The organism is Brachybacterium tyrofermentans (assembly GCF_039526165.1).
Classification (GTDB): domain Bacteria; phylum Actinomycetota; class Actinomycetes; order Actinomycetales; family Dermabacteraceae; genus Brachybacterium; species Brachybacterium tyrofermentans.
This window is the reverse complement of sequence record NZ_BAAAIR010000046.1, coordinates 11,689-27,620: the sequence shown is the minus strand read 5'-3', so window position 1 is coordinate 27,620 and position 15,932 is coordinate 11,689. Positions and strand designations below refer to the sequence as shown.

Genomic DNA, 15,932 nt, shown 5'->3' with positions numbered 1-15,932 from the left:
ACGTCGAGCAAATCGCACCTCAGGGCCTCGACGATCTCATCCGTACTCCCGCAGGAGGTCCGATGGGTCTCGATCTCTCGTCCCAGGCACTAGGTCGTCAGCTTAGACGGTGACTATAGGGCAATTGCAAAATCTTGCCCTCCGCGTGACCACGATGTGGAGCCGTGGAACCTGCCCGACGGGCGCCTCAGAAGGGATGTCGGGCACGTCCGGGACCTCAGGGTTCGCCGGAAGCGAGTGCATGCATGTACTCTTGGATTCCGAATGAATGCCATCTTCCGGGTCGACAAGAACACCCGGCAGCCGACGCACAGGGGGTCAGATCCATGGGTCGCGGCCGACAGAAAGCCAAGCACACCAAGGTGGCACGGGACCTTAAGTACTACAGCCCGCCGACGGACCTGACGGCACTGCAGCGTGAGCTGCAGTCCGAGCGGAGCGGAAGCTCCACCGACGGCGAGGACCGGGCTGAGGAGAGCGACGACTGGGCCGACGACGCCCCGTCCGCGTACCGACGCTGACAGCATTTCGGCGAGCGACGACCCTGCAGCATCCGGAGCATGTCCACCCGGCAGCGGGCCGAGAGCACCGAGACCGCTTCCGGTTCGGACGGCAGCAGCTGGAACCGTGACCACGATCGAGGGCCGACCCCATGGGGTCGGCCCTCGATCGTGGTGCGGGCTCTTGTGCTGACGGACCCGGGAGACAGCGGCCAGGGCCCCGCGACGTGGCGGGACCCGGCTACACGGCAGGGCCGGCAGCATGACGGGTCCCCGCCACTCGACGGGACGGAGGGGCTCAGGCCCAGCCGGGGTGCTGGGAGGCCAGCAGCACGGCGCCGCCCTCGACGCCCTTGGCGCCCGTGATGACCTGCTCCAGCGGGGTCCCCGGCTCGGGCAGCGCATCCTCGCCGATGACCTCGCCGATGACCCGTGCGCCGAGACCGCGCTCGGCCAGCACCGCGAGGACGGAGTCCGCCTGGTCGGCGCCGACCAGCGCCACCATGCCGATTCCCATGTTCAGCGTGCCCTCGAGATCGAGCTGGGGCACCGAGCCCCAGCGGGACATCTGGGCGAACACCGATGCCGGCTCCCAGGTCGAACGGTCGACCCGTGCCGCGAGTCCGCGCGGCATGACCCGCGCCAGGTTGGCGGCGAGCCCGCCGCCGGTGACATGGCTGAGCGCATGGATCGCGCCCTGGCTCCGCTCATCGCCGAGCACGGCGAGGAGGTCGGCTGTATAGATACGGGTGGGCTCGAGGAGCTCCTGGCCCAGCGAGCGGCCGAAATCGTCGACATGCGTGTCCAGGGCGAGACCCTGCGCGGCGATCACGGCCCGCACGAGCGAGAAACCGTTGGAGTGGAGGCCGGAGGCGTCCATCCCGATCACGACGTCACCATGCCGCACGCGGTCGGGGCCCAGCAGCTGATCCGCTTCGACGACACCGACGGCGGCACCGGCCACGTCGTAATCCTCGGGGGCCATCAGCCCGGGATGCTCGGCGGTCTCGCCGCCCACGAGCGCGCAGCCGGCGAGCTGGCAGCCCTCGGCGATGCCGCGCACGATGTCCGCGACCCGCTCGGGCACGACCTGGCCGCAGGCGATGTAGTCGGTCATGGCCAGGGGCGCCGCCCCGACCACGATGATGTCGTCGACGACCATGCCCACGAGGTCGCGGCCGATCGTGTCGTGGATGTCCATCTCGCGGGCGATGGCGATCTTCGTGCCGACCCCGTCGGTCGAGGAGGCCAGCAGCGGCCGCTGGTAGTCCTTCAGCGCGCTGACGTCCACGAGGCCGGCGAAGGCTCCGATCCCGCCCAGCACCTGGGGGCCGTGCGTGGCGGCGACGGCCTCCTTCATCAGCTCCACCGCGCGATCCCCGGCGGCAGTGTCCACCCCGGAGTCGGCATAGGTGATGGCGGGGGCGGTGGGGTCCGTGGTGTTCATGCGTCCTTCCCGACGGCGGTGGTGTGGTTCTCGCCCGATGAGAGGATCCCCTGCGCGCGGGCGACGGGATCGGGCAGCGCCACCGGGTAGGTCCCGGAGAAGCAGGCGGTGCACAGCGCCGAGGCGGGCTGCTCGGTCGCGTCGACCATCCCCTTCTCGGAGATGTAGCCGAGGGAGTCCGCACCGAGCGAGCGGGCGATCTCCTCGGGGCCGAGCCCGTTGGCGATCAGCTCGGCGCGGGAGGCGAAGTCGATCCCGTAGAAGCAGGGCCATCGCACCGGCGGCGAGGAGATCCGGACGTGGACCTCGGCGGCGCCGGCCTCCCGCAGCATCCTCACCACGGCGCGCTGGGTGTTGCCGCGCACGATCGAGTCGTCGACGACGACCAGCCGCTTGCCCTGGATGACCTCGCGCAGCGGGTTGAGCTTCAGGCGGATGCCGAGCTGGCGGATGGTCTGGCTGGGCTGAATGAACGTCCGGCCGACGTAGGCGTTCTTGACCATCCCCTGGCCGTAGGGGATGCCCGATTCCTGGGCGTATCCGATCGCGGCGGGCGTGCCGGACTCGGGCGTCGGGATCACGAGATCCGCCTCGATGGGGTGCTCCCGGGCCAGCTGTCGACCCATCTCGGTGCGGGCCTCGTTGACGCTGCGGCCGGCGATGTTCGTGTCCGGGCGGGCGAGGTACGCGTACTCGAAGACGCATCCCTTGGGCTTGGACTCCATGACCTGCACGCTGTGCAGACCCTGCTCGTCGATCACGATCATCTCGCCGGGCTTGACCTCGCGCACGAAGCTCGCGCCGCAGATGTCGAGGGCCGCGGTCTCGGAGGCGACGACCCAGCCGCGGTCCAGGCGACCCAGCACGAGCGGGCGGATCCCCTGGGGGTCGCGCGCCGCATAGAGGGTGGTCTCGGTCATCAGGGTGAAGCAGTAGGCGCCGACGAGGCGCGGCATGAGCTCGCGCAGCGCGTCCTCGAGACTGCCCTCGGTGTCGAGGAGGGCGGTGACCAGCGCAGTATCCGTGGTGTTGCCGCGGGCGAGCTCGCCGTTGCGCGGCTTGCCCTGGCGCTCCTCGACCAGGGTCAGGAGCTCCTCGGTGTTGACGAGGTTCCCGTTGTGCGCGAGGGCGACCGTGCCCTCGGGTCGTGGACCGAGGGTGGGCTGGGCATTGGACCAGACGGAGCCGCCGGTCGTGGAATACCGGGTGTGCCCGATCGCGATATGCCCCTGGAGCGCCTCGAGCGAGGCCTCGTCGAACACCTGCGAGACGAGCCCCATGTCCTTGTAGACGAGGATCTGGGAGCCGTCGCTGGTCGCGATGCCCGCCGATTCCTGTCCCCTGTGCTGCAGGGCGTAGAGACCGTAGTAGGTCAGTTTGGAGACGTCCTCGCCGGGGGCGAATACGCCGAAGACCCCACAGGAATCCTGTGGGCCCTTCTCCCCGGGGAGCAGGTCATGGGAAAGTTTTCCGTCGCCGCGTGCCACGTGGACATGATGCCACAGCGAGGGCTCCCCACGATCTCTCGTCCGGGCTCTCGGGCCGGTTGCGGGCGAGCTGCCGGTCAGGAGCGATGCATGCCCTGCTCAGCGACCTCTTCGCCGCGAGGAACGGTGCCGGAATGCGTCGACCGCGGCAGCGACGGCGGCCAGCGGGATCCCCACGAAGACTGCGGCGACCAGGACGAAGTTGGCCACCGCGGTCAGGTCGCCGAAGTTCAGGAAGGGTGAGACCACGAGGGCCACCACGATCGGGATGGCGATCGCGAGCGCCACCCAGAACCCGAGTGTGGGCACCCGGCTGCGACGGACGTAGAAGCTGGTGCTCCCCTCGCTCTCGTCGGCCGTGTCAGCGGCATCAGCCGGGTCATCCGCAGGAGCAGCGTCAGCGGCATCAGTCGGGTCATCCGCAGGAGCAGCGTCAGCGGCATCAGCCGCATCAGTCGCACGAGCGGCGTCAGCCGTACCAGCGGCATGAGCGGTGTCCGCACCATGAGCGGCACCAGCAGTGCTCTCCGCGGCGATGCTCGCCGAGGTGGCCCCGGCGCCGTCGTCGGCGCTGGTGTCGGTGGTGTCGTTCGGCGGGTCCTGGGTGTCGTTCACAATCCTCCTGCAGCGTCGACCGCGGCGGCGATGATCGCCGGGTCCGTCGGGGTATCGGGGGCTCCGGCTTCGACCGGGGAGCCGGAGCGGCGGCGGGCCGAGAGGTGCACGTCGGCGACGCCGCTGCGCTGGGCGAGGTCGGCGATGTCCGCCGGGCGCACCCCGCCCCCGGCGCAGATGTCGAGGATGCCGTCGGCGGCCTCGACCATGGCGGCGATGTCGTCCGCGCCGCCGAGGGCCTTCGCAGCCCCGCCCGAGGTCAGCACGCGATGGAACCCGAGACCGAGCAGGGTGCGCACGGCCTCGGCGCGCTCCTCGCGCCCGGCCAGGGCGTCGGCCGCACGATGGAAGGTGAGGGTCACGCCCCGCACCGCGGACTGCCCGGCCTGCAGCGCGGCGTCGCGGATCGTCTCGAGGGCGGGGACGTCGAGGGCACCCTGCGGGGTGAGGGCGCCGATCACGACTCCGGCGGCTCCGGCGGTGATCGACTCCTCCGCCTGGCGGGCCATCAGCTCGACCTCATCGGGCGAGAAGGCGAACTCCGCCGGCCGACCCAGGAAGTCGTCCTCCCCGGCGCGGCAGCGGATCAGCACATGGACCTCGAAATGAGGCTTCGCATCGCGGGCGGCGACCAGCGCCGTGGCGCGTCGGACGCAGTCCTCCACGAGCTCGGGCGGCGGGGTCAGCCCGCCCCGGGCGAGGTCCACGCAGAGCTCGACGCGGTCGGCTCCGCCGAGTGCGGCGACCTCGAGTCCGGCGAGGTCCTGCACGGCGATCTCCACCTGGATGCTCATCGGGACTCCTGATCACGGGCGGCGCGCACAGTACGACGGGGGCCGATCAGGGGCAGCAGCTCGGTGAGATCACTGCGCTCCCCGCTCGCTCGGACCCGACCGCCGTTGACGGCATCAGCCCAGGTCAGATCTCCGGTCACGAGGGCGAGCCAGGTCCCGGCATCGGTTTCGACGACGGCTGGCGGGGTGCCCCGGGTGTGCCGGGTACCGGGGATCGCCTGGACCGCGGCGAAGGGCGGCACCCGCAGCTCGACGGCCCCGCCCGGGTGCTCCTCGGCGAAGAGCTCGAGGGTGTGCCTCACGGCCGGGGCGAGCACGGAGCGCGGAGCCTCCGGCGCAGCGGCCCACGAGGCGAGGGCGGCGCGTCCGGCCTCCGGATCGGTACGACGAGTCGCCACGTCAGCGGGTCGTCGCCGGCAGCAGGTCGTGGACGACGATGGTGGCGGCCCGATCCGGACCCACGCCGATGGCACTGATGCGGCACCCGGCCAGCTCTTCGAGGCGCAGCACGTAATTGCGCGCGTTCTCCGGCAGCTCCTCGAAGGTGCGCGCCTCCGAGAGGTCCTCGCTCCAGCCAGGGAGGGTCTCGTAGACCGGCACGGCGTGGTGGAACTCGGTCTGGGTCATCGGCATGTCGCGGTGGATCACGCCGTCGACGTCGTACCCGGTGCAGATCGGGACCTCATCGATCCCGGTGAGCACGTCGAGCTTGGTGAGCACGATGTCGGTGAAGCCGTTGATGCGCACCGCGTGGCGGATCATCAGCGCGTCGTACCAGCCGCAGCGACGGGGGCGGCCGGTGTTCACGCCGACCTCGCCCCCGGTGGTCTGCAGGTACTCGCCCCACTTGTCCTCGAGCTCGGTGGGGAACGGACCGGCGCCCACGCGGGTGGTGTACGCCTTGACGATGCCGATCACCCGGTCGATGCGGGTGGGACCCACACCGGTTCCGATGCAGGCACCGCCGGCGGTCGGGTTCGAGCTGGTGACGAAGGGGTATGTGCCATGGTCGACGTCCAGGTACGTGGCCTGGCCGCCCTCCATGAGCACGACCTCATCGCGATCCAGAGCCGAGTTCAGCAGCTCGGTGGTGTCCACGACCATGGGGCGCACGCGCTCGGCGTACTGGAGCAGCTCCTCCATGATCAGGTCGACCTCGACGGCGCGCCGGTTGTACAGCTTGACCAGCAGCTCGTTCTTCTGGCGCAGGGCGCCCTCGATCTTCTGGCGCAGGATCGACTCGTCGTAGAGGTCCTGGACACGGATGCCGAGGCGGCCGATCTTGTCCATGTACGCCGGGCCGATGCCCCGGCCGGTGGTCCCGATGGCGCGCTTGCCGAGGAATCTCTCGGCGACCTTGTCGAGGGTCTGGTGGTACGACGCGACGATGTGGGCGTTGGCGCTGATGCGCAGGCGGGAGGTGTCCACCCCGCGCGCCTTGAGCATGCCGATCTCCTCGAACAGCGCCTCGAGGTTGACCACCACTCCGTTGCCGATCACCGGGGTGACCTGCGGCGAGAGGATGCCGGCGGGAAGGAGCTTCAGCTCGAACTTCTCACCGTCCACCACCACGGTGTGGCCGGCGTTGTTGCCGCCGTTGGGCTTGACGACATAGTCCACGTTCTCCCCGAGGAGATCGGTGGCCTTGCCCTTCCCCTCGTCTCCCCACTGGGCTCCGACGATCACGACGGCGGGCATGGCAACTCCTGGGCGAGCGGTATCTGGACGCGTGGATCGTACCAAGCGTGGGCAGGGCATCGCCTGGACACGTCCCGCACGGTGAGCTGTGCCATGCCGGGCGGCCCCGGTGGGGCGGCCCGGCATGGTCCGAGCCGGTTCATCCGGCCCGTCGGATCCGTGGAGTGCTCAGCTCGGCGGAGCGTTCAGCGCCCAGGATGCTCGGCTCCGCGGATGCTCGGCATTGTGGATGCTCAGCCCAGCAGGCTGGGGTCCGCCTCGCGCAGGAAGGCCGTGACCCTGTCCGCCTCCTCCTCGTCGCCGAGCCGGCGGGAGGTCTCCCCCAGCATCGCCAGGGCGCGGAGGAATCCGCGGTTGGGGGCGTGGGAGGCGGGGATCGGCCCCTGGCCTCGCCAGCCGGCGCGGCGCAGCGCGTCCAGACCGCGGTGGTAGCCGGTGCGGGCGAAGGCGTAGGCGCCGACGTCGTCGCCGTCCGAGAGCGCGTCCTGGGACAGGGTCGCCCAGACCATCGGGGACTCCGGGTGGCGGGCGGCGATGACCCGGGGGTCCTCGTCGGCGAGCTCCGCGGTCACCTGGACGTCGATGAAATCGTCGGGCAGCAGGGTCTCCGGGATACCCAGGAGGTTCCCGCTGGTGAGGTTATCGGTACGATCAGCCATGCACGCATCGTAGGCGCTGTCGCCTGATGACCTCTCGGACCAGATTGAAACCACCTATGTCACACACGCAGGACGGCTCGGAGCTTCTCACCGGGCCCGGCGCCGGAGGGCTGCTCCGCTCAGCCGTCGGCAACTCCGGCGGCGTGCTGCACAGCTGGCAGCTGGACCATGTCGATCACCGTCCGGGTCGCAGCACGAAGGCGCTCTACCGGACGATGGTCTCCTGGCCGGAGCTCGACGGGCCCCAGGCCCCGGCCCGCGAGGAGCTGTTCGGGGCGAGCGCCCACATCGGCGAGCGCGAGAAGAACCTCTATGTCGCCGAGCAGACGCTCGTGATGACCGATGGCGACATCAATGTGCGTGTGTGGCGCTATCCCCACGATCCCTGGCTGCCGATGCTGCCCCTGGTCTGCTACCCCGATGTCGTGGGCCGCACCCTGCACGACCTGGGCGTCACGCTGGGCCTCGACCCCACGACGCCGATCGCCATCGACGTCGTCTCCTACCGCCCCGGCCGTCGCGCCGTGCTGCGCGCAAGCCAGGACGGCCACGCCGTGTTCCTCAAGGTCATGCAGCCTCATCGCAGCGAGGAGATCGTGGACCGCCATCAGCGCCTGCTGGCCGCCGGAGTCCCCGTGCCCGCGGTGATCGCCCACCACAACGGTCTCGTGGTGCTCGAGGAGCTGCCCGGCAGGCCGTTGTCCCGTGCCGTCATCGATGAGGGCGTCGCGGCATGCACCGCCGAGGACCTGGTGGCCCTGCTGGACCGGCTGCCTGCCTCGATGTACACCGTGCAGCTACGGCCGCCATGGACCGATTCGGTGGACTTCTACGCCGGGATCGTCAGCTCCTCCGTCCCAGCGCTGGGGCCTCGGCTGGATGCCCTCGTGCGCACCATCCGGGACGGCCTGGCCGCTCTCGAGCAGCGCATGGACATGCGCCCGCACGACGTGGTGCACGGCGACTTCTACGAAGCCCAGGTCTTCGTGGCGGGCGGCAAGGTGGTGGGCGTGCTCGACATCGACACCGTGGGTCCGGGCCGACGGGCCGACGACCTCGCCTGCCTGCTCGCCCATCTCAGCGTGCTCGCCGACTACGGCAATGCCGGCCGCATCGACCGCGCCATGCAGGAGCGGGTCGAGGAGGCCATCCGCACCTGGCACGCGACCTTCTCCGATCGGGTCGATCCCACCGAGCTCGCCCTGCGCTCCGCTGGAGTCGTGCTCTCCCTGGCCACCGGACCCCACCGCCAGCAGGAGGCATCCTGGGAAGCCGCCACCGAGGCGATCGTGCGGGTGGCCGAGGAGTGGGTGGGCCTGGCACGCACAGCCGAGTCCCGGCGCCTGGCCGCCCAGCAGCAGGCGAACCCGGCCGCCTCCCCGGCCCGACCCTCGGCGATGAGTGCTCCGAGCGGCCCGGCACCCCAGGGCTCGACGACCGCGCACGGGCCGACGAGTGCCCGCCATGCCCCTCCTGCGGGGACCTCCGCTCCCGCACAGCACCAGCCACCGCAGCATCAGCCACCGCAGAACCTGGCCCGCGAGCAGGCCCCGCAGCGGGATCCTCAGCAGGATCTCCAGCAGCATCCGCAGCGGGCTCCCCAGCGGACTCCTCAGCAGGCCCTGCAGCAGGCGGTCGATCAGCGCCCGCACCAGCAGTCAACTGCCCAGCAGCCGTACGTTCAGCCTCAGCCTCAGTCGTCACCGCAGCCGCACTCAGCTCCTCCGCAGCAGGCCTCGCAGCAGGCGACTCCGGCCCCGCAGCAGACGCAGCCGCAGCCGCAGCCGACGGAGTCCGGCCCGGCGCAGGCTCCCCACAGCAACCCGGCGCCGACGCTCGCACCGCAGGATCCACCCGCGACGTGGCCCGAGGATGGCCCGCCGCCCTCGCCCCCCTCGACACAGCCGATCCCGCTCCCCCGCAGCGGCGACAGCGGGGACAGCGGCGACAGCGGCGACAGCGGCGACAGCGGGGACGACTCTCCCACTCAGGAACGACGGATCGACACGATCCTGCCGCGCTGACCTGCGGCGCTGTACCGCAGCACGGTTCGGGAGCACAGCGCTCCGGAGCACAGTGCTGAGTCACCCTCCGCTGTGCCACCATCGGGGCATGCGTGCAGTGCTTCAGAGAGTCGACGGTGCCCAGGTCGAGGTGGACGGCGAGGTGGTCGGAGCGATCACGGGCGAAGGTCTGGTGGCCCTGGTCGGCGTGACCCATGAGGATGGTCCGGAGCAGGTCGCCACGATCGCCCGCAAGATCTGCGAGCTGCGGATCCTCGAGGGCGAGCGTTCGGTGTTCGACGCCGGCGCGCAGGTGCTCGTGGTCTCTCAGTTCACCCTCTACGCCGACGTGCGCAAGGGCCGCCGCCCCTCCTGGAGCGCCGCCGCCCCGGCCGGGGTGGCCGAGCCCCTCGTGGAGCAGGTCGTCGCAGCGGTCCGGGAGCGCGGCGTCCAGGTGGCCACCGGCCGCTTCGGCGCCCACATGCGGGTCGGCATGGTGGGCGACGGACCGGTGACGATCATCGTCGAGGCCTGACGCTCCGCCGACTCGCCACCGCCACCGCGTCGCCACCGCCACCGCGTCACCCGCGTCACCCGCGTCACCCGCGTCACCCGCGTCACCCGCGCAGCATCGCGCCCAGGGCCTCGACGCTGTGGGCCCGCGGCAGATCGACGGCTCGCTCCACGACTCCGCCGTAGCCCCAGTCCACGAGCACAGTGGGCAGAGCGTGCTCGGCAGCGCCCTCGGCATCGTGGAGGCGATCCCCGATCATGACCGCTGGGACGACGTCGATCCCGCTCGGCGTACGGCGATCGGCGGTGGCACCGAGGCGCTCCAGGACGCTCCCGATGACCGCCGCTTTGCCCTCTCGGCCCGCCGCCCGGTCGGTGCCGCCGATGAGCGCGAAGGCTTCGGCGAGGCCCTGGTGGGCGAGGAGCGTGCGGGCGCTGGTCTCCGGTTTGTTGGTCGCGACGGCGACGGTTCGCCCCTCGGCCACCAGAGCGCCGATCAGCTCCGGCATGCCGGGGTACGGGACGGCGGAAAGCAGGCCGTGCTGCTGGTAGTAGGCGCTGTAGGCGATCCGCAGCTGCTCCGCGCGCTCCCGGCCCAGTCCGAGCGTGCCGCAGAAGGAGTCCTCCAGCGGAGGCCCGATGAAGGTGCGCAGCACGGCCGGCGGCGGCAGAGGTTCGCCGCACCGGGCGAAGGCATGGCTCAGCGCCTCGAGGATCCCCGGCCCGGAGTCGACGATCGTGCCGTCCAGGTCGAGCAGCACGAGAGGGACATCGGCGAAGCGGCCGGTCGCGAGAGCAGTCATGGCCCCGACACTATCGACCCCGCCGATGAGCACGATATGCGTGGGTCAGCGGCCCCGCGTACCCTGGCCTCATGACCTACACACTCGTGCTGCTCCGCCACGGCGAGAGCGACTGGAATGCGAAGAACCTGTTCACCGGCTGGGTCGACGTGGCCCTCACCGAGAAGGGCCGGGACGAGGCCGCCAACGGCGGCGCACTGCTGAAGGAGGCCGGCATCCTCCCCGATATCGTGCACACCTCCCTGCAACGTCGCGCCATCATGACGGCGAACCTCTCCCTCGATGCCGCGGATCGTCACTGGATCCCCGTCAAGCGCGACTGGCGCCTGAACGAGCGCCACTACGGCGCCCTGCAGGGGATGAACAAGTCCGAGATCCGTGAGAAGTACGGTGAGGAGAAGTTCATGGCATGGCGTCGTTCCTACGACACCCCGCCGCCCGAGATCGAGTTCGGCACCGAGTTCAGCCAGGACCAGGACCCGCAGTACGCGGACCTCGGCGACCAGCTGCCCAAGTCCGAGTGCCTCAAGGACGTCGTCGAGCGCTTCCTGCCGTACTGGGAGGAGGGCATCAAGCCCGACCTCGTCGACGGCAAGACCGTGCTGATCGCCGCCCACGGCAACTCGCTGCGCGCGCTGGTGAAGTACCTCGACGGCATCTCCGACGAGGAGATCTCCGGCCTGAACATCCCCACCGGCCAGCCGCTGGTGTACGAGCTGGACGAGGACTTCCAGCCCGTCGAGAAGGGTGGCCGGTACCTCGACCCGGTCGCCGCGAAGGCCGCCGCCGAGGCCGTCGCGAACCAGGGCAAGAAGTAGTCCTCCCCGTTCGCACGAGCCGGTGACCCGACGGGCCCACGATCTCAGCAGATCGTGGGCCCGTCGTCCGTCTCCTGTGCACCGGCCGATGCGTACCGGGACGGGCCAGGTGACCGATCGGTCTTCCCTTCCGGGCCGACGTCTCATAGCGTCGTGGTGCCGGTCACATCCGGCAGATCCGCAGGACGATGCACCGCGACGACGCACAGGGAAAGGGCCACCGATGACCACCTCCGCACCTGACCGCCGAACATTCTTCCGAGCTGTCGGACTCACCGCAGCCGCCGGGCTCGGCACCGCCGCGCTCGCCCCCGCCGCCACGGCCGCGGGTGAGACGGTGCTGCCGACGACCTACCGGGAGCAGCCGAACTTCTTCTACTGCGGGCCCACCGCTGTCTCCATCGCCCTGAGCGCGAAGGTGACGCCGCCGAGCCTGGACACGCTCGCCGCGGAGCTCGGCACCACCGATAACGGCACGAACTTCGGCTCCGTCTCCCCTGTGCTCACGAACCGCCTGGCCGGAGCCACCTATCGCGATCAGTGGATGGCCGGGACCTCGGCGAGCGATGCCGATGCGGACCTCCTGTGGGACCGCGCCACCACCAACGTCGACGACGGCTTCGCCACGGTGTGCAACTGGTGGGTGGTCGCCGGGGACTACCCGAACTGGGGCGGGAACACCTCGGACATCTACCATTTCGTCACGATCGACGGGTACGACGCCGATGCCCGCACCCTGCGCGTGGCGGATCCGGCCGGATCGACCCTCACCGCATCCCTTCCGTCCCATCACTGGCTCTCGCCGAAGCAGGTCGCGACCTACTGCGCGGGGCGCGGCTACTTCTGGTGAGCTGGGCACGATGATCCGCGACAGCCCCCGAGGATCCACCTCGGGGGCTGTCGTGCGTGGACGGCGAGCAGAGCTGCCGGAGCCTGCAGCCGGGATCAGCAGCGCCCGGTCGGGGTCAACGGTGCCCGGTCGGGGTCAGCGGCGCGCGGTCGGGGTCAGCGGCGGCGCCTGGTCCCGAACAGGCTGCGCGTGACCTCGCGGCCCAGCACGGTGCCGGCTGAGCGCAGGAACGACTTCACGGCAGGACTGCCGAACAGGCCTCCCTCATCCTTCTTCGCGGAACGGGAGGAGTCCTTCGAGGAGCCGCCGGACCTCTTCGCCTCCGGCGCTTCAGGGGCCTCCTCCTCGGCGGCGGCCTCCTTCTCGGCCCGCGCGGCGAGGATCTCGTAGGCGGACTCGCGATCCACCGGCGTCCCGTACTCCTCGGCGAGCGGCGAGGCCGTCACCACGGCGGAGATGGCCTCGGCCCCGGCCGGATCCATCGAGGACTCCGGCGCGCGCACGGCCGTGATCGCGACGGGCGTGGGGGTGCCGTCCTCGCTCATCACGGTCACGATGGCCTCGCCGGTGCCAAGCGCCGGGATCACCTCGACCAGGTCGTGCTCGGAGGTCGGGAAGGTGCTGGCGGTGGCCTTGAGGGCCTTCGCGTCGTCAGGCGTGAAGGCGCGCAGCGCATGCTGGACCCGGTTGCCGAGCTGGGCGAGCACGTCGCCGGGGACGTCCTTCGGGGTCTGGGTGATGAAGAAGATGCCCACGCCCTTGGAACGGATCAGTCGCACCGTCTGGACGACCTGGTCGAGGAACGCCTTGGAGGCATCCTTGAACAGCAGGTGCGCCTCATCGAAGAAGAACACCAGCTTGGGCACCTCGGCATCGCCCACCTCGGGCAGGTCCTGGTACAGCTCGGCGAGCATCCACATCATGAAGGTGGAGAACAGCGCCGGCCGTGAGGCGACGCCCGGCAGCTCGAGGCAGGAGATGATCCCGGTGCCGTCCTCGGCCTTGCGCAGCAGCTTCTCGGTGTCGAAGGCGGGCTCGCCGAAGAAGACGTCCGCTCCGGAGGCCTCGAAGGAGGTCAGGCTGCGCAGGATCACGCCGGCGGTCGAGGTGGAGATCCCACCGATGCCCTTGAGCTCGTCCTTGCCCTCGTCCGAGGTGAGGAACTGGATCAGCGCCCGCAGGTCCTTGAGGTCCAGCAGGCCCAGGCCCTGGGTGTCGGCATAGTGGAAGATCAGTCCCAGCGAGCTCTCCTGGGTCTCGTTGAGCTCGAGCACCTTGGCCATCAGCACCGGGCCGAAGGTGCTCACCGTGGTGCGGATCGGCACGCCCTCGCCCTGGCCGCCGAGGCTGAAGAACTCGGTGGGGGCGGCGCGGGATATCCACTCCTGGCCGCGTGCCGTGGCGCGCGCGGAGAGCTTCTCCGACGCCTCCCCCGGCACGGCGATGCCGGAGAGATCGCCCTTCATGTCGGCGACGAACACGGAGGCCCCGGCGTGCGCGGCCTGCTCGGCGATCACCTGCAGGGTGCGGGTCTTGCCGGTGCCCGTGGCGCCGGCGATCAGCCCATGGCGGTTCAGCATCCCCACCGCCAGGTTCACGGCCACGGCGGGGTTCGGCTCCACGCCCTCGATCATCGCGCCGAGGTGGATCCGACCGCCCTCGAAGGCGTAGGCGTCGCGTACCGCGGTCGCCTCTGCGCTGAGCTCCGCCGTCGCCTGCTCGGCGGGCTGTCCGTCGGCCTGCGTCTGCTCGCCGTCCTGGGTGTTCATCATGGTGCTCCTCCCCCGTCGGCTCTGCCCGACAGGTCCGTGGTCTCGACCCTGAGATCGTAGCGGCCCAGATCACAGTCGGAGTCCGCTGGGCGATACTCTGGGCACATGACAGATCGCCGCGACGCGCGCCCCCAGATCATCGGCGATCCGCCGGCCTCCGTCCGAGCCTCCGACGAGCTCTCCCCCGAGGCGGTCGCGACGATGCTCACCGCGCCGTCGGCCCCCGCTCTGCTGGAGCGGCTCGGGATCACCGGGCAGGACCATGAGGATCTCGCTCCGCTGCTCGGGCGGGCGGCGGCCGACGCGGAGATCCTCGCCGCGATCACCACCACCGCGAACCAGCTGCGTGCCGCGGCCGGGCTGGACGTCCCGACCGTCGACCTCGAGGCCGTGAAGGTCGCACACACGGCGCTGCAAGCACGTCTGGCGCCCGGGGAGGGCCTGATCCCGATCCTCGCCCTGGCCGTGAGCACGAGCACCGTGCGCGCCTGGCACGAGGCCCGCGGGCTGACCGCGGAGCAGTCCTGGGAGGTGCTCGCGGACCTCGGCCAGCAGATGCGCGTGCACCGCCTGAGCACCGGACGCCTCGGCCTGCACCAGCTGGGCTGGATGGCGCTGAACTGGCGCGGCCGCCTCGTGCACCTCGGCCGCCTGCAGTTCGACCTCCATCGCGCCGAGAAGGGCACCGCGCGGGAGCGCTGGGTGATCGGTACCCATATCCCTGCACGAGGATCGCTCGGCCCGGCCGCGGTCGAGGACTCCTTCGACCGGGCGACCGCCTTCTTCACGGAGAACTTCGGGGATCTGGCGGACACCGCGGACCGCAGCCGCCCGCAGGATGCCCCCGCCTTCGGCCACGAGTTCCTCTGCGATTCGTGGCTCATGAACCGCACGCTCGTCGAGGAGCTCGGCACGGAGTCCAACATCGGCGCCTTCGTGGACCGCTGGGAGATCGTCTCGACCTCACCGGGCGCGGACGGTGCCGCCTTCTTCGTCTTCCACGCGCTGCCCCCGTACGACGCCGCCGCGCTGCCGCGCACCACCCGGCTCGAGCGGGTCGTCGGCGAGCGCCTGGCCGACGGTCGCGGCTGGGACAGCGGGCTCGGTCGCCTGGTGCGCTAACCCGCACGGGCTCCGGGCGCGGTCAGTCGTCCTGGAGACCCGCGTCGTAGAGCTCGATCACGCGGTCGTAGGCCGAGGGCAAATCCATACCCGTGGACATGGAGAAGCCGAAGGCGCTGCGAGTGAGGGCGAAGCCCACCTGCACGACGATGACCGCGCGCATGCGGGCGTCCTCCCCGTCCATGGCCTCGGTGAGCACCTCGACCAGCTCCGACTGCACCTCGATGAGGTTGCCGGAGGAGATCGTGTGCAGCCGCGGCTCCTTGCTCATCACCTGCTTCTTGAGGTCGCGCAGCTCCGGGTCCGCCGGGATGCCGGCGAGCACGTCGCGCAGCACGTGCCGCAGGGCGTCGCGCGGCCCGTGCACCTCGAGCTCGGCCCGGAGGCTCGCGGCGATCTCCCGCGACTCCCCGGGAACCACGCCGAGCACCGCGGCGTCCTTGGTGACCCAGTGGTTGAAGAAGGTGCGGGTGGAGACCCCGGCCCTCCGGGCGATCATCTCGACCGTCACCGGGGTGAAGCCGTGCTCGGCGACGAGCTCGACCGCCGCCCGGTGCATCGCGAGGCGGGTCTGACGCTTCTTCGTCTCCCGCAGTCCGAGTCGGTCGTCGCCGGCGTCATCGGATTCCTCCACGAGCGGGTCGGGAGGGACGGAAGGGTACGAGGAGGCGTTCACGCCCCCATCGTAGGTCCGGCACATCACAGGATCTGCACTCGATAAAATAGTGCAGTCAATGCAACAGTTCGCTAGAGTGGCCCGGTCGAGGCTCAAGGATGCGCTGCGGCCGTCGGACGAGATCTTCCCGCCCGAGAATCTCCCCCATCCTTCCGTCCGTTCCTCCGAGGAGCTC

At 70.6% G+C, this 15,932-nt stretch carries 16 protein-coding genes; 6 read left to right on the top strand and 10 right to left on the bottom strand.

Annotation, left to right across the window (positions count from 1 at the left end):
- Nucleotides 1-326 precede the first annotated feature (326 nt).
- Nucleotides 327-521, top strand: coding sequence for a DUF3073 domain-containing protein (locus ABD093_RS14250; RefSeq protein ID WP_193117792.1), 195 nt, complete (start codon nucleotides 327-329; stop codon nucleotides 519-521).
- Between the two features lie 277 nt (nucleotides 522-798).
- Here the strand turns inward: ABD093_RS14250 and purM are convergent, their stop codons facing one another.
- From purM to ABD093_RS14215, 7 genes are all read right to left on the bottom strand, one after another.
- On the bottom strand, nucleotides 799-1,947 hold the full coding sequence (gene purM / locus ABD093_RS14245; protein WP_193117791.1) for a phosphoribosylformylglycinamidine cyclo-ligase: 1,149 nt from the start codon (nucleotides 1,945-1,947) through the stop codon (nucleotides 799-801).
- A complete protein-coding gene (purF, locus tag ABD093_RS14240) occupies nucleotides 1,944-3,434 on the bottom strand; it encodes an amidophosphoribosyltransferase (RefSeq protein WP_193117790.1) in 1,491 nt (496 codons plus the stop codon). Before purF ends, purM begins: the two co-directional genes overlap by 4 nt.
- Before the next feature lie 99 nt (nucleotides 3,435-3,533).
- Nucleotides 3,534-4,049, bottom strand: a complete 516-nt coding sequence (locus ABD093_RS14235) for a hypothetical protein (protein WP_193117789.1) — start codon at nucleotides 4,047-4,049, stop codon at nucleotides 3,534-3,536.
- Nucleotides 4,046-4,843: a copper homeostasis protein CutC gene (locus tag ABD093_RS14230; RefSeq protein WP_193117788.1), complete on the bottom strand. Its 798-nt coding sequence runs from the start codon at nucleotides 4,841-4,843 to the stop codon at nucleotides 4,046-4,048. Before ABD093_RS14230 ends, ABD093_RS14235 begins: the two co-directional genes overlap by 4 nt.
- Complete coding sequence (locus ABD093_RS14225) at nucleotides 4,840-5,241, bottom strand: sterol carrier family protein (RefSeq protein ID WP_193117787.1); 402 nt, start codon at nucleotides 5,239-5,241, stop codon at nucleotides 4,840-4,842. Before ABD093_RS14225 ends, ABD093_RS14230 begins: the two co-directional genes overlap by 4 nt.
- Nucleotide 5,242: 1 nt before the next feature.
- Entirely contained in the window at nucleotides 5,243-6,541 is a 1,299-nt protein-coding gene (locus ABD093_RS14220; protein ID WP_193117786.1) for an adenylosuccinate synthase, read from the bottom strand.
- A gap of 233 nt (nucleotides 6,542-6,774) precedes the next feature.
- On the bottom strand, nucleotides 6,775-7,200 hold the full coding sequence (locus ABD093_RS14215; protein WP_193117785.1) for a DUF3151 domain-containing protein: 426 nt from the start codon (nucleotides 7,198-7,200) through the stop codon (nucleotides 6,775-6,777).
- Nucleotides 7,201-7,256: 56 nt separating this feature from the next.
- Between ABD093_RS14215 and ABD093_RS14210 the strand changes: the two genes are divergently transcribed.
- Together ABD093_RS14210 and dtd are read left to right on the top strand one after the other, a co-directional pair.
- Entirely contained in the window at nucleotides 7,257-9,224 is a 1,968-nt protein-coding gene (locus ABD093_RS14210; RefSeq protein WP_193117784.1) for a phosphotransferase, read from the top strand.
- Between the two features lie 88 nt (nucleotides 9,225-9,312).
- Nucleotides 9,313-9,738 carry a D-aminoacyl-tRNA deacylase gene (gene dtd, locus ABD093_RS14205; RefSeq protein ID WP_193117783.1) on the top strand — a complete coding sequence of 142 codons (426 nt, stop codon included), beginning with the start codon at nucleotides 9,313-9,315 and terminating at the stop codon, nucleotides 9,736-9,738.
- Between the two features lie 82 nt (nucleotides 9,739-9,820).
- On the opposite strand, the gene ABD093_RS14200 is transcribed toward dtd, so the two are convergent.
- Nucleotides 9,821-10,519 (bottom strand): HAD hydrolase-like protein, encoded by a 699-nt coding sequence (locus ABD093_RS14200; RefSeq protein WP_343925366.1) that lies wholly within the window; start codon nucleotides 10,517-10,519, stop codon nucleotides 9,821-9,823.
- A 71-nt stretch (nucleotides 10,520-10,590) separates the two neighbouring features.
- Here ABD093_RS14200 and ABD093_RS14195 point away from each other — a divergent pair, with 71 nt between their 5' ends.
- Nucleotides 10,591-11,337, top strand: coding sequence for a phosphoglyceromutase (locus ABD093_RS14195; RefSeq protein ID WP_193117781.1), 747 nt, complete (start codon nucleotides 10,591-10,593; stop codon nucleotides 11,335-11,337).
- A gap of 223 nt (nucleotides 11,338-11,560) precedes the next feature.
- Complete coding sequence (locus tag ABD093_RS14190) at nucleotides 11,561-12,187, top strand: C39 family peptidase (RefSeq protein ID WP_343925363.1); 627 nt, start codon at nucleotides 11,561-11,563, stop codon at nucleotides 12,185-12,187.
- A gap of 155 nt (nucleotides 12,188-12,342) precedes the next feature.
- On the opposite strand, the gene ABD093_RS14185 is transcribed toward ABD093_RS14190, so the two are convergent.
- A complete protein-coding gene (locus ABD093_RS14185) occupies nucleotides 12,343-13,959 on the bottom strand; it encodes a helicase HerA-like domain-containing protein (RefSeq protein WP_343925361.1) in 1,617 nt (538 codons plus the stop codon).
- A gap of 105 nt (nucleotides 13,960-14,064) precedes the next feature.
- Between ABD093_RS14185 and ABD093_RS14180 the strand changes: the two genes are divergently transcribed.
- Nucleotides 14,065-15,081 (top strand): acyltransferase domain-containing protein, encoded by a 1,017-nt coding sequence (locus ABD093_RS14180; RefSeq protein ID WP_343925359.1) that lies wholly within the window; start codon nucleotides 14,065-14,067, stop codon nucleotides 15,079-15,081.
- Between the two features lie 22 nt (nucleotides 15,082-15,103).
- Here the strand turns inward: ABD093_RS14180 and ABD093_RS14175 are convergent, their stop codons facing one another.
- A complete protein-coding gene (locus ABD093_RS14175) occupies nucleotides 15,104-15,757 on the bottom strand; it encodes a TetR/AcrR family transcriptional regulator (RefSeq protein WP_319021583.1) in 654 nt (217 codons plus the stop codon).
- Nucleotides 15,758-15,932 lie beyond the last annotated feature (175 nt).